This window comes from Pseudaeromonas sp. HNCC25DJ182, from assembly GCF_055413365.1.
Genome location: NZ_JBVAYG010000003.1, coordinates 1 through 13,682, shown reverse-complemented (window position 1 = coordinate 13,682; position 13,682 = coordinate 1). Strand labels below are relative to the sequence as shown.

The 13,682-nt window shown below is 57.1% G+C and carries 13 protein-coding genes; 7 read left to right on the top strand and 6 right to left on the bottom strand.

Annotated elements, in window-relative coordinates; all coding sequences use genetic code 11:
• The first annotated feature begins 102 nt into the window (after positions 1-102).
• The 3 genes from ACZYUB_RS03420 to ACZYUB_RS03410 all read left to right on the top strand — a co-directional run bounded on the left by ACZYUB_RS03420 (position 103) and on the right by ACZYUB_RS03410 (position 2,778).
• Entirely contained in the window at positions 103-459 is a 357-nt protein-coding gene (locus ACZYUB_RS03420) for a DMT family protein (RefSeq protein ID WP_460882394.1), read from the top strand.
• Between the two features lie 149 nt (positions 460-608).
• Positions 609-1,751, top strand: coding sequence for a PilT/PilU family type 4a pilus ATPase (locus ACZYUB_RS03415; RefSeq protein ID WP_463945560.1), 1,143 nt, complete (start codon positions 609-611; stop codon positions 1,749-1,751).
• A gap of 133 nt (positions 1,752-1,884) precedes the next feature.
• Positions 1,885-2,778, top strand: coding sequence for a DMT family transporter (locus ACZYUB_RS03410; RefSeq protein WP_463945558.1), 894 nt, complete (start codon positions 1,885-1,887; stop codon positions 2,776-2,778).
• Between the two features lie 181 nt (positions 2,779-2,959).
• Here the strand turns inward: ACZYUB_RS03410 and rsuA are convergent, their stop codons facing one another.
• Entirely contained in the window at positions 2,960-3,649 is a 690-nt protein-coding gene (rsuA, locus tag ACZYUB_RS03405) for a 16S rRNA pseudouridine(516) synthase RsuA (protein ID WP_463945556.1), read from the bottom strand.
• Positions 3,650-3,786: 137 nt separating this feature from the next.
• Between rsuA and ACZYUB_RS03400 the strand changes: the two genes are divergently transcribed.
• Positions 3,787-4,989, top strand: a complete 1,203-nt coding sequence (locus ACZYUB_RS03400) for an HD-GYP domain-containing protein (RefSeq protein ID WP_463945554.1) — start codon at positions 3,787-3,789, stop codon at positions 4,987-4,989.
• A gap of 86 nt (positions 4,990-5,075) precedes the next feature.
• Here the strand turns inward: ACZYUB_RS03400 and fabB are convergent, their stop codons facing one another.
• On the bottom strand, positions 5,076-6,290 hold the full coding sequence (gene fabB / locus ACZYUB_RS03395) for a beta-ketoacyl-ACP synthase I (RefSeq protein ID WP_463945552.1): 1,215 nt from the start codon (positions 6,288-6,290) through the stop codon (positions 5,076-5,078).
• A gap of 118 nt (positions 6,291-6,408) precedes the next feature.
• Between fabB and mnmC the strand changes: the two genes are divergently transcribed.
• Positions 6,409-8,526 carry a bifunctional tRNA (5-methylaminomethyl-2-thiouridine)(34)-methyltransferase MnmC2/FAD-dependent 5-carboxymethylaminomethyl-2-thiouridine(34) oxidoreductase MnmC1 gene (gene mnmC, locus ACZYUB_RS03390; protein WP_463945550.1) on the top strand — a complete coding sequence of 706 codons (2,118 nt, stop codon included), beginning with the start codon at positions 6,409-6,411 and terminating at the stop codon, positions 8,524-8,526.
• 91 nt (positions 8,527-8,617) lie between these two features.
• On the opposite strand, the gene ACZYUB_RS03385 is transcribed toward mnmC, so the two are convergent.
• Positions 8,618-9,223: a DUF922 domain-containing protein gene (locus tag ACZYUB_RS03385; protein WP_463945548.1), complete on the bottom strand. Its 606-nt coding sequence runs from the start codon at positions 9,221-9,223 to the stop codon at positions 8,618-8,620.
• A 261-nt stretch (positions 9,224-9,484) separates the two neighbouring features.
• Between ACZYUB_RS03385 and corA the strand changes: the two genes are divergently transcribed.
• Positions 9,485-10,432 carry a magnesium/cobalt transporter CorA gene (gene corA / locus ACZYUB_RS03380; protein WP_460882386.1) on the top strand — a complete coding sequence of 316 codons (948 nt, stop codon included), beginning with the start codon at positions 9,485-9,487 and terminating at the stop codon, positions 10,430-10,432.
• Between the two features lie 89 nt (positions 10,433-10,521).
• Here the strand turns inward: corA and yfcD are convergent, their stop codons facing one another.
• Complete coding sequence (gene yfcD, locus ACZYUB_RS03375; RefSeq protein WP_463945546.1) at positions 10,522-11,073, bottom strand: NUDIX hydrolase YfcD; 552 nt, start codon at positions 11,071-11,073, stop codon at positions 10,522-10,524.
• A 153-nt stretch (positions 11,074-11,226) separates the two neighbouring features.
• Between yfcD and ACZYUB_RS03370 the strand changes: the two genes are divergently transcribed.
• The gene (locus ACZYUB_RS03370) at positions 11,227-11,733 is read left to right on the top strand and encodes a GNAT family N-acetyltransferase (RefSeq protein ID WP_463945544.1); all 507 of its coding nucleotides are present in this window, start codon (positions 11,227-11,229) and stop codon (positions 11,731-11,733) included.
• Between the two features lie 10 nt (positions 11,734-11,743).
• Here the strand turns inward: ACZYUB_RS03370 and ACZYUB_RS03365 are convergent, their stop codons facing one another.
• Together ACZYUB_RS03365 and ACZYUB_RS03360 are read right to left on the bottom strand one after the other, a co-directional pair.
• Positions 11,744-12,211 (bottom strand): hypothetical protein, encoded by a 468-nt coding sequence (locus ACZYUB_RS03365; RefSeq protein WP_463945542.1) that lies wholly within the window; start codon positions 12,209-12,211, stop codon positions 11,744-11,746.
• On the bottom strand, positions 12,208-13,095 hold the full coding sequence (locus ACZYUB_RS03360) for a hypothetical protein (protein WP_463945540.1): 888 nt from the start codon (positions 13,093-13,095) through the stop codon (positions 12,208-12,210). Before ACZYUB_RS03360 ends, ACZYUB_RS03365 begins: the two co-directional genes overlap by 4 nt.
• Positions 13,096-13,682: the final 587 nt, after the last annotated feature.

Sequence of the window (13,682 nt, the reverse complement as noted above, 5' to 3'; positions counted from 1 at the left end):
CGTTCTCGCATCCGTAGTCCAAGAGGCGGCTTATTGTACCGCCACACTTTATTCATGACGCGACATCGGCTATAAAGCGTCGACCTTGCCGCGGAGTACCCCATGAACCCGATCCTCACCAGTTCCCTCTTGCTGCTGTGCAGCAATATCTTCATGACCTTTGCCTGGTATGCCCATCTCAAGGAGATGAGCCACAAACCCTGGATCATCGCCGCCCTGATTTCTTGGGGCATAGCGCTGTTTGAATATATGCTCCAGGTCCCCGCCAACCGCATCGGCCATACCAGCCTGAGTGTGGGGCAATTGAAAATCCTGCAGGAAGTGATAGCCCTGACCGTGTTTGTGCCCTTCTCGGTGCTCTATCTCAAGGAGCAGATCAAACTCGACTATCTGTGGGCCGGGCTGTGCATTCTAGGCGCTGTCTTTTTCGTGTTTCGTGAAAAGCTGTTTGCGAACTAGCCCATATAACGCACTGATAAACCGAGAATATTATCTGTATCCCTGCCGTAATCACGTAAACTGCACCCCATAGACTCGCCATGCGCGAACCGCCGAAGCAGAGGACAGCTGCTAGGCTTAAGACTCGATACCAAGGGAGTGAGCAAGACATGGATCTTGATCAAATGCTGCAGATCCTGGCCAGCCAGGATGGTTCCGACCTCTACCTCGCCACCGGCGCACCGCCTTGTGCCAAATTCCAGGGCATTCTCAAGACACTCAATGAAACACCACTGCTGCCTGGCGAAGTGGCCCGCATCGCCCATGACATCATGGATGAAGAGCAACGGCAGAGCTTCGAGAAAGATCTGGAGATGAATCTGGCACTCTCCATTCACAAGGTCGGACGCTTCCGGGTCAATATCTTCAAGCAGCGCAACGAGGTCTCCATAGTGGCGCGGAATATCAAACTGGATATACCGCGCTTTGACGATCTGTTCCTGCCGCCGGTGCTGCTGGATGTGATCATGGAAAAACGCGGCCTGGTGCTGTTCGTCGGTGGTACCGGCTCGGGGAAATCCACCTCGCTGGCTGCCCTCATCGACCATAGAAACCGCAATACCAGCGGCCATATCATCACCATTGAAGACCCGATAGAGTACGTTCACACTCATCGCAAGAGCATCATCAACCAGCGGGAAGTGGGGGTCGATACCCGCAGCTTCCACGCCGCCTTGAAAAACACCCTGCGTCAGGCACCCGATGTTATTTTGATCGGTGAAATCCGCGATCGGGAAACCATGGAACATGCCCTCGCCTTTTCCGAAACCGGACACCTGGCCATCTCCACCCTGCACGCCAATAACGCCAACCAGGCGCTGGATCGGATCATCAACTTCTTCCCCGAGGAGCGGCGGCCACAACTGCTCAACGATCTGGGCAACAACCTCAAAGCCTTTGTCTCCCAACGCCTGGTGCGCACCAAGGATGGCCAGCGTCGCGCCGCCATCGAGATCATGATGGGGACTCACACCATCCGGGATCTGATCAAGCGCGGTGAATTCGGCGCCCTCAAGGAGATCATGGAAAAATCCGCGGCACTGGGCATGAAGACCTTCGACAACTCGCTGTTTGAACTGGTGGTCGAAGGGGTGATCAGCGAAGAGGAAGCACTGAAAAATGCCGACTCGGCCAACAACCTCAAACTACGCATCAAACTCTACCAGGAAGATGGTCAGCTCAAGCAGAGTACCCAGACTTCGGGCTGGAGCCTGGATCCGATCGACGAGATCAATCCCGATCCTTTCGCTTGAGTCCCCTCTCACAGCTGGTTACAGTAAGCACCGACTCGGGCCCCTCTCTTGGGGCCCGAGTGTTTTATGGCATTCCCCGATTGTCTGTGGGACCGGCTGTCTGTAGGACCGGTAGCTCTTAGGAATAAGTACTATGCATTTCGAATGGCTGGCCCTGGGGGCCGCCCTGTTGTGGGCTCTGGCCAGTCTGCTCTCCGTCAAACCCGCCCGTCACCTGGGCGCCTTTGCCTTCAGTCGCTGGCGCATGGCCTGTGTCACCCTGATGCTCGGTAGCGCCAGTCTCTATACCGGCGGCTTTACCACTCTCAGTTGGCCCCAGATTGCACAAGTGGGTTTATCCGGGCTGATTGGCATCTTTATCGGCGACACAGCCCTGTACGCCTCCCTGAACCGGCTCGGTCCACGTCGCGCCGGTCTGCTGTTTGCCAGCCACGCGTTATTTTCCGCCCTACTCGGGGCCTGGTTGTTCGCCGAGGTACTATCCGGCCCGCGCCTGTGGGGGGCGGCTCTGGTGTTGACCGGTGTGGTGATTGCCATTGGCTATGCCCGTCGCCCGGGAACCCATATTCTGGAGCAGGTTTCCGGGCCACTCTGGCTGGCGGTCGGTCTGGGGTTGTTGGCTGGACTGTGCCAGTCGCTGGGAACTCTGCTGGCCAAACCGGTGATGAGTCAGGGCGTAGATCCGGTGGCGGCATCCTGCGTGCGCATGGGGTGCGCCCTCACGGCGCACCTGGTGTTGCGCTGGAGCCGGGCGCCGGTTGCCCGACCCCTGAATCCCATCACCTGGCCGATCCTGGGCATAGTCGCCAGCAACGGTTTTCTGGCCATGACGCTGGGCATGACGCTGATCCTGATGGCGCTGAGCCGTGGTGAAGTGGGCATGGTCGCCATCCTCTCCTCCACGACGCCGGTGATGCTACTGCCGCTGTTGTGGCTCTACACTCGACAGCGTCCGGCGCTCTCGGCCTGGTGCGCCGCCGCTCTGGTGGTCGCCGGAACGGCTTTGGTACTCAGCGGCAAGATCTAAACGGAAGACATCCGATGCGGTACGACTAAATAACCGTTCCGAATAGTAGATCACTCACGACATCGACTTAGGTAGCACTAAGCTGCCCCTCTGCGCCAGGGACGGCGCGGTGGAGCCCCCATGGATGGGTTTACGGCGTGTCAGCGTGTACTTCCTGGTCGATGGAGCGCTATTAGGCTATTTAGAAGGCCGCGATTTCGGCAGCGGTCAGAGCCCGGTATTCGCCGGGAGCCAGTTCGGGATCCAGCACCAGCTCACCGACCTGTTCCCGATGCAGACGCAGCACCTTGTTGCCAATAGCGGCGAACATCCGCTTGACCTGATGGTACTTGCCTTCATGAATCGTCAACAGCGCCTCGGTCGGGCTGACCAGCACCAATTCGGCCGGCAGAGTCAGAGCACGCTCGCCCCGTAACTGCACCCCTTCGGCAAAGTGGGCAACAGCAGACGGATCGACCGGATCGGCCAACCAGGCCCGGTAGGTCTTGGCACATTCATGACGGGGGGACGTAATGCGATGTGACCACTGGCCATCATCGGTCACCAGCAGCAGACCCGTGGTGTCCAGATCCAGACGGCCCGCGCAGTGCAGCTTGCCAAGCGCAGGCTCTTCAAACAGAAAGAAAACATTCGGATGATCGGGGTCATCATTGGAGCACACATAGCCCTCCGGCTTGTGCAGCATGAAATAGCGCGGTCCGGTCAACTGCAGATCCTGGCCATCATAGTGCACCACATCTTGCTCACCGATCCGGGTGGCCGCCAGTTTGTTCACCACACCATTGACCAGCACTTCGCCACTGCGGATTAATTTTCCTGATTGGGAGCGGGTCAACCCCAGGCTTTCACTCAAAAATCGCTCTAATCTCATAACGGTTATTCCCAATGCATGAAAGCCGAGCATTATAGGCACAGCATGCTATAAGGTGTAGCAACATGAACGCCGTCGCTGACAAATGCTGCTCGCTAGGAGACAATCCCCGGCGATCAGCAGAGAAGATGTAATCCATGAATCAAGCCAATAGCACAGCGAATTTTCAGCAAGTTAGCATTCAGAATATCGAGTTGGGCATGTATGTGGTCGGCATTGCCCAGCAAACCAGCGCCAACGAAATCAAGCAGACCGGGCGAGTCACCAGTAAGAGCCAGATCCAGGAGCTGCATCGCCTCGGAGTCCGTAGCGTGTGGGTTGATCCCAGCCGGGCCCGGCAAGCAGCAACGCAACCCCAGGCAGTGGCCCGCGATGGAGGTCAAGGCTCAAGCGACAACGGCAAAGACGAGAGTCGCCCCAAGCAGGAACAGCGCATCCGTCGCCTCTATCAGGAAGCGAAGAGCATGCAGGTCAAACTGTTTCGCAATCTGAAAAAAGGCGAACCGGTTCAGGTGGCCGAACTCGAAGCCATTGCCGACGATCTGGTGGACTGCATCTTCGATAACCGGGATGCCCTGTTCTGTCTGGCGCGGATCCGCGAAAAAGACAGTTACCTGATGGAGCACTCCCTGAATGTGGGCATGCTGCTGGCCAATTTTGGCCGCTTCCTCGAGCTGGAGCGTCCCATACTGCGGGAGTTGACCATAGGTGGTTTGTTGCACGATACCGGTAAAATCATGATCCCCGATGCCGTGCTGCACAAACCGGCCAAGCTGACCGACGATGAATTCGCTCTGATGAAGAGCCATGTCACCCATAGCATCGAACTGCTGCGCGATGCCAAGGGCATCACCGACATCATGATGACAGTCGCCGCCTGCCACCACGAACGCCTGGATGGCCGCGGTTATCCCCATGGTCTGGCCGCTGAGCGGCTGGATCTCTACGCCCGGATGAGCACCATAGTCGATGTCTATGATGCCCTGACCGCCGATCGCTGCTACAAGCCCGGCATGCCCGCCACGGCGGCGTTCCGTATTCTGTTGCAAGGGGCTGGCAGCCAGTTTGATGAAGATCTGGTGCGCAAGTTTATCAAGTGCATGGGCATCCACCCGGTCGGCACCCTGGTCAAGTTACAAAGCGGCAAGCTGGCCATAGTCGTGGAGCGCAACGAACAGGCGCCACTGCAACCCAAGGTCAAGGTGATTTACAGCACCATAGGCCAGCACCACCTGGAGGTGAAATTGCTGGATCTGGCCCGCGCCGGCGCCAATGAAAGCATCGAAAGCGCGGTCGACCCCAAGGCCTATGGCATCGATCTGCGTCGCTATCTCGCTTAAGTCATCGACTTTTCTAAAAGAGCAATAAAAAGGCCCCGCTGAAATCTCAGCGGGGCCTTTTTCATGACAGAGCCTCTGAAGGGGTATTAGCCCTTGTACTTGCTCATCACCAGAGTGGCGTTGGTGCCACCAAAACCGAAGCTATTGGACATCACGGTGTTGAGCTCGGCCTCTTCATACGCCTTGACGATGGGCAGACCGACGGCCAGCTCATCTTCCTGGCTGATGTTGATGCTCGGCGCAATGAAGCCATGCTCGAGCATCAGCAGCGAGTAGATGGCTTCATGCACGCCGGCAGCGCCCAGAGCGTGACCAGTCATCGCCTTGGTGGCAGACAGCTTGGGCGCCTGGTCACCGAACACGGCACGGATCGCTTCCAGCTCCTTGACATCACCAACCGGCGTCGAGGTGCCGTGGGTGTTCAGATAGTCAATCGGCGCATTGGCAGTCGCCATGGCCTGACGCATGCAGCGGGCCGCGCCCTCACCGGACGGGGCCACCATGTCATAACCATCGGAAGTGGCACCATAACCGGTAACTTCGGCATAAATCTTGGCGCCACGGGCCAGCGCATGTTCCAGCTCCTCGACGACCACGATCCCGGCACCACCGGAGATAACAAAACCGTCACGTTCGGCATCATAGGTACGGGAAGCCAGCTCAGGCGTTTCGTTGTACTTGCTGGACAGCGCCCCCATGCCGTCAAACAGACAGGCCATAGTCCAGTCCAGCTCTTCACCGCCACCGGCGAAGACCACATCCTGCTTGCCCAGCTGGATTTGCTCGACCGCATTGCCGATGCAGTGGGCGGAAGTGGCACAGGCCGAGCTCAGGGAGTAGTTCACGCCCTTGATCTTGAACGGAGTGGCCAGACACGCGGAAGTAGTAGACGACATGGTACGGGTGACCATGTAAGGACCAACGCGACGCACACCTTTCTCGCGCAGGGTATCGCAGGCTTCCAGCTGGTTCTTGGAGGAAGCGCCACCGGAGCCGACGATAAGGCCGGTCCGCTCGTTGGAAACTTGATCGTCAGCCAGACCGGAGTCCGCAATCGCCTGCTGCATGGAGAGGTAGGCATAAGCCGCAGCTTCGCCCATGAAACGCAGAACCTTGCGATCGATCAGCTCAGCCACGTCCAGTTTGATATTGCCCCAGACACGGGAGCGCAAACCATATTGTTCAAACTGTTCGGAATAGGTGATGCCTGATTTGCCAGCCTTCAGCGAGGCCAGAACTTCGGCGACATTGTTGCCAATGCTGGAGACGATACCAATGCCGGTAATAACTGCTCTTCTCATCGAATAAATTCCACTTAGATACACTATCCTGTGCCGCATTCTACGCGTGATCGCCTGCAAAACTGGTCTGCTTTCACGTAAGATAGCCGCCGCTTCTGTGAGGTCCGTCGAGGTTAAGGTGTCTCCCCAATCCCCATTTCTCCCACCGTTGAACTCTGCCGAACTCAGTTGGAACGAGCAGGGAAACCCGGTTTCGTCCCAATTCGGTGATATTTACTTCTCGAATAACGATGGTCTGGACGAGACCCGTTTCGTCTTCTTGCAGCATAACGGCTTGCCGGAGCGTTGGGCAACGCATGATCGGCCATTATTTGTCATTGGCGAGACAGGCTTCGGCACCGGACTCAACTTCCTGGCGGTTTGGCAAGCCTTTCGCCAGTGGCGCGCCGCGCAACGCCCGGGCGTTGAACGGTTGCACTTCATCAGTTTCGAAAAATACCCCATCCATCCCCGCGATCTGCAGCAAGCCCTGACCGTCTGGCCGGAGCTGGCCGAGCTGGCGGCTGAGTTGGTGGCCGTATACCCTGCCGCAGTCCCCGGTTGTCACCGCCTACTGCTGGATGACGGTCGCGTGGTGCTGGATCTCTGGTTTGGCGATATCAAGGAGACCCTGGACCAGCTCTGGCACCCGACTCACGGCGGTCTCATCGACGCCTGGTTTCTGGATGGCTTCGCTCCCAGTAAAAACCCCGAGATGTGGACCGAGCATCTGTTCAACGGTCTGGCCCGGCTGGCACGACCCCAGGCCACAGTCGCTACCTTCACCTGCGCCGGCTTTGTCCGCCGGGGTCTGAATGCGGCTGGTTTTTTGATGCAGAAGGTCAAGGGTCACGGTAGCAAGCGCCAGATGCTGGCCGGGGTACGTAACGAGCAACCTTTACCGGCACTGGGGCTGCCCTGTTACCAGAGACACCATAAACCGCACCCAAATGAATCCGTATCATCTACCCACCACATCGCCGTGATCGGCGGCGGGATTGCCGCAGCCACGCTGGCCCTGACGCTGATCCGCCGAGGCCAGAGCGTCACCCTGTTCTGTGCCGATGCCGAGTCTGCCGCCGGAGCCTCCGGCAACCGGCAGGGCGCCATCTATCCGTTGCTCAATGGCGAGCATGATGGTCTGTCCCAGTTCTACGCCGCCGCCTTCGGGTTTGCCCGGCGCTGGTATCAACCCCTGCTGCTGCGCCATCGGGTGCCCCATGACTGGTGTGGCGTGCTGCAATTTGCCCACGACGCCAAGAGCGCCCAAAAATACCTCAAACTGGCGCAAGGCCCCTTTCCACCCGAGCTGGTGCAGAGCATCACGCCGCAGATGCGGGATCAATATGCCGGATTGCCGCTGGCCAGCCCATTTAGCGACACCAGCCGGTTCTATCCCCAAGGCGGCTGGGTGTGTCCCCGCGCCCTGACCCGAGCCCTGCTGGATGAAGCCGCCGCCAGCGGTCTTTTGCAGCAACACTACAACGCCGATGTGACAGCCATAAGTCATCACCACAGCGGCTGGCAGCTGACGCTGAACGGCGCCGCCGGGAACCCTGCTGCAACAAATACCACCGCCGGGCCCTTTACCGATCTGGTGCTGGCCAGCGGTCATCGCCTCACCCAGCTACCACCGACGGAAACGCTGCCCTGTTATCCGGTGCGCGGTCAGGTCTCCCATCTGCCGGCGCAATCGCCCCTGGAGTCGCTCCGCACTGTCTTGTGTTTTGATGGCTATATGACACCGCTGGATGGCGAGGGGAAACTCTGTCTGGGAGCCAGCTATGGCCGTGGCGATACCAAACTGGATTACCGCCCACAAGAGCAGCAGGAGAATCTGGACAAGCTGCGCCACAGCCTGCCGGATCAGCTCTGGCCGCAACTGCTGCACCTCGGTGACGAGGCGCGAGTCGGCATTCGCTGCGCCACCCGGGATCATCTGCCGCTGGTCGGTGCCGCACCGGATATTCCAGCGCTGGAGCAACGGTTGGCCGCGCCCGGGACAGAGTGGCACCATCAGCCGTCCCCCCGGCAACCGGGGTTATGGCTCATGGGTGCACTCGGAGCCCGGGGCCTGTGCTCTGCGCCGTTACTGGCCGAGATCCTGGCCTGCGAGATCTGTGGCGGCCACGAGGGCGAGCCCTTACCGCTCTCCATTGAGCAGCTGGCCGCCCTGCATCCGGCGCGCTTCTGGTTACGGCCCGCGCTGCGTCGCCTGCCAATCGCTCGTCCGGATCAGGGCCCAGACCAACGCTAATACCGTCGATAAAATCTCTGATCCACAAACCAACAGGGCCACATCATCGTGGCCCTGTTGGTTGACTGATCCAGCACTAGGTTTGGCGAACTTATAACCGTGGATAGGAAACGCCCATCAGCCGTCCCTTGCCAGTTTCACTCTGATAGCGTTTGGCCTGCTCCCGGGCGGCATCCAGCGCCTGGTAGCCGATGGCATCGGCCTGGGTGCGCAACACCTGGCAGGAGCTATTGACCGGCAGGCTGGCCACACCATCACCAATCTCCTTGGCGGCGATCTGCACGATGGACTTGTGGCGTCCCTCATACTCCTGCATCGCCGACAAGAAACCATTCCAGCTGCTCTGGGTCTCGGCGGCCAACGAGGAGAGCTGCAACCAGTTCGGCATGGTCAGCTCCACCTTGGTCGTCACCTTGACCCCGTACAGCTGGCAATGCTCACTCTGCTGACTCATATCCAGCTGCCAGCTCAACTGATAGATAGCCTTGCCAATGGCGCGACGACCGGCGCTACTGGTCGGTGCGGTACGCAACAGACGTTGTTGCAGATCCGCCCCCGAAGCCGCCGAAACATCATAAAAGTGCATCTTGACCTCGGTCTGCGGGGTGATTTTGACATCCTTGTAGCTCTCGGCGGCCGCAGGCGTCAGCCCGGCGGCCATCAAGCTCAGCATCAGAGTGATCATTCGGTACCGCATGCTCGTGGAGATCCTCGCTTTCCATCCAAACGCCATTTCCCTTATGGGGCCCAAGTAAACCATTCCACCCGCCAGATTGCAGTACAAGTTCGCAAATGAGTTCGGATCTGTGATCTACACTCGGCAGGGAGCCCCGTCAACGGCCGGATAATTCTGCTTTTTTTCAACCGGCTCCGGCATCAGACCTGACAATGTAAAGAAGGGCGCGTATAGTGCGACTGGCAAAATTACACCCCCATTCAGACTCAATAAGGGGACTCAATGATCACCGCATACATGCTCAATAATAAAGTCCTTGAGGTGGTACCGCTCACAACCAGTGACGTACTGCCGCCGAATAGCATTTGGCTGGATGTCTATAAACCGGATGATGACGAGCGCGAATGGTTAAGTGGCCTGTTCCTCGAAGATGTGCCCGAGGAAGAGGAGCTGGACGAAATTGAGGCTTCGGCCCGTTTCTACTGGGACACAGATGGCATGCATATTCTCTCGCTGTTCCCGCAACGGATCGGCGGCGAAACCCGTGGCGTCAACATGTCGTTTACCCTGCGCAACAACCTGCTGATCAGCTTCCGTGAGGAAGATATCGGCGTGGTCCGTTTGCTGCGCCATTATATGCGCCACGATCGGGTGGAAATCGAAAACGCCATGGACATCCTGCTGGAGTTGCAGGATCTCAAAGTCGAATACCTGTCGGATCTCATCGAAGATGGCTACACCACCCTCGAGGAAACCTCCGAGCAGGTGCTGAACGATGACGAGATCCACGCCATGTTGCAGGAGTTGATGTCCCAGGAAGAGACCAACAGTCAAATCCGTCTGGCATTGCACGATACCCGGCGCGCCTTGCGGTTCTTGCGCCGTACCGTGCGTCAGCACCTGACCACAGAGCAGAAGAAGACCATCGACGAGGTGCTGCACGACATCGAGTCGCTGTTGCCCCACACCCAGTTCCTGTTCGACAAGATCAACTTCCAGCTGGAAGCGGCCATGGGCTTTACCAATCTGCAGCAAAACAAGGTCATCAAGATCTTCTCGGTTGCGGCCGTGGTATTCCTGCCACCCACCTGGATTGCCAGTATCTACGGCATGAACTTTAACAAAATGCCGGAGCTGGGCTGGGACTATGGCTACCCCTTCTCCATCGGCCTGATGCTGCTTTCGGCATTTGCCACCTACTTCTTCTTCAAACGAAAGGGCTGGCTCTAAAACAAGGCTCCGTTGTCATCGTCACCCTGAAATCAGCCGGGCACCCATCACCCGGCTTTTTTCTGCCTGCTGCTTGTCTGATGGCGGTTTCACACCTGAATGTTGTCACGACCGTGTGCCTTACGGCGCTGCCACTCGTTAAAGGCCACCAGGGAATCGGGCATAAACTCATGCTGCTGCGCCAGGATCTGCTCCGGGCTCAACCGCTGCACATACTCGACTTCGCTGGCCTGCAGCTGCAACTCGCCCTCGTAGCGGCAACTGTAGATAGCGCCCCAAACCTTATTGTCTTCATGCTCGCTGTAGAAGATGCCCCAGGCTTGCAGCGGGACATCGCGAATGCCCATCTCCTCCTCCAGCTCGCGCAGTGCCGAGGGCAGGTATTCCTCGCCGGTCTGCACCACGCCGCCACAGCAGGCATCCAGCATGCCGGGGCAATAATCCTTCAGTTGAGTCCGGCGCTGCACATACAGCTGCCCCTGGCGATCTTCGATAAAGATATAGGTGGCGCGATGGCACAGCACTTCGCGCCGCACCCGGCTGCGCGGCACCGCCATCAGCACCTGGTTTTGCGCATCCACCCAGTCGACCCACTCTTCCTGATCGCTCATCGGGCTAGTCGGATTTAGTTCTTGGCTCATCTTCTGGCTCCTGCGGCTCATACTGCTCTGGCTCTCGGCCCTCGGCTCGGTGTACACAGCGCGCCGCACACGCGGCCGCTGCCTTCGGCATCGGTTTTTGCTAGAATCAGCCCTCGCCCACAGTCCGGACTGATGCTTAGCACCGCCCCTATCATGCCACAACTGACGATCCGCCCCATCCAGGAACAAGATTGGCCCGCCATTCTGGCCTTGCAGGCCGAAGCCTATTATGCCGTCGAGCCGGAAAGTGAAGCCGTGCTGAAATCCAAAACCACGCTGGGGCCAGAGACCTGCCTGGTGGCCTGCCGTGGCGCGCAGATCCTGGGTTACTGTCTGGCTCATCCGTGGGACGCGCGGCAACCGGCGGCGCTCTATCGCTGCTACCCGCAACCGGCCGGTGAAGAGAGTCTCTATATTCACGATGTGGTGGTCTCCCCCGCGGCGCAAGGCCTGGGGATCGCCCGGCTCTTTGTCGAACAGACCCTGCACTGCGCCCGCAAAAAACGCCGCCGCCAGCTCTCCCTGGTCGCGGTGCAAGGCGCCGACCGCTACTGGGCGCGCTACGGGTTTCAACCGGCGGCCGCCAATAAAGACTTAAGCGAATATGGAGAGCAAGCTGTCTATATGCGCAGACCGCTGGAGAGCAGCCCCCCGCTATAGCCCACTATTGCTATAGCGAGGAGCCGCAGTGGGCCAGGACCCGCAGCAGGCGCTGGTGCCACCCCGGTTGGGTATTGTCCAGCGCGTAGAGCTCGGCATCGAGCGCGGCATCGTCACCGAAGGTATACAGGGGTTGCCATTTCTTCTTGCCGGCCAGCCAGACGGCAGCGTACTCCTCGAGCGTATCGAAGTAGACTGCCAACGTGGTCGGCTGAAAACGGCGAATAAACAGGTACAGGCCGGCCAGCTCCTCTTCCCAATCATTGTCATCGAGTTGCAGATCGATAAACGCCGCCAGCACCTCCTGCTGGGTGATGGCATCGGCCGCCGGCAACTGCTCGACCGCCTCAATCCGTTCGGCCTCTTCCGGCTCGACCTCATCGGCAAAGGGCAGGCTGGTAGCCGGGTCAAAATAGTAAAGACATTCCTGCAATTGCGCGGGCGAGGTAAATTGGCAGTACAGCGTGGCATCCATCATGCGATAAATCCCTCTGGTATGGTTGAGGTTCCCAAACATCGGTTACGCATCGTCTCCAGCTTGGTTCTATCACCGCCCTGCAAGGTTTTAATGGTTTGCCAGATTTCGGCCAGCTCATCCGGTAAGGGGCGGTTATCCAGGATCTGCCGCAACGCATCGGCCAATTTGCGGCGGCCAGCCACACCATCCTGCACATCGTAGTCGTCAAAATAGTAGATGGCCTGCAAGAACATCGGCAGCACCTCCATCTGCGCAAAAGGCTTGGTATTATATTCGATGGCGCTGTACCAATATTCAGCCATATACTGCTCACGGACATACGGATATTTGGTAACCCCCAGCATAAAAAAGGCAGCAAAGCCAAGATAGGATTCAAATACCTGCTCAGGTAGCGCATTAATTCGTCCCAACGTATATCCGCCAAATTTCATCACCCTGGGATCATGGCAATGATCGCCAAAAAACAGACGGGCATAGAGCTCATCCAGGCCATAAAACAACCCTTCGCCGCCGAGTTTTTCAAATTGATGAAAGCTCTGGGCCCCCATCACACTCGCATTATATGTATAATCGTACTGTTCATAGAGTCTTGAATAGCGATGGGTCTCCACGATGGCATCCATAAACAAGCGCAACTGCTCATAGGTCTGATTCGGATGCAACAGCATCAGGGTAAACGTGCCCCCTTGCGATTCATAAAAATCGTCCAAGTCCAGTTTACCGGTCAGGAAAAAGTCCCGAAATATCGGCATATACTTGCGGCGACTAAACGAGGGATCGGCAACCCGCCAGCGCTTTTCAAGCTCTTTCCATTGCAGCTTACGCGCCTCCACCCACTCCTTGTCCTCGGTTTTCCAATCGGCGAGGTTAAATTCGGTCAGCATAATGTCTGCTCCCTAGACTTAATCATTGGCCATACAGCATGGCATCCATCATATTGGGTCAAAGTCTGATCCTATATATACGCTAATATCACAACTGTACCCATGGTCTATTCTATTTGCTGAATAATTATTAAATAATAATACCCTGCAGGATACATTACCTGATGCAATATGGATCATCTCATCTGGCAAATAGCCAATTATAAAAGAAGTCATTACACTTCTTCCAACCCATGCACCTATATGCCACAGGTTGGCTATTTTGCTGTGCCCCATAAACATCTCCATCATAATACTCGATAGAATCCACATCATTCCTGATAGAGGGCGCCTAAGTCAAGGCTGACAACACGAAATAGCGATTATCAAAACAACTCTGTGATCGCTATAACTATCACCAATACCAATAAGAAAAGGCCGCATAAGACAAATGTCGATGGAGCTTAAGCATCCATATTTAAAATTAACCTGATGCATATATAATCATATTGAACACAATCACCAAACAAAACACCATATAAACAACTAAGAGGATAATAGGATAATAGGATAATAGGATAATAGGATAATAGGATAATAGGATAATA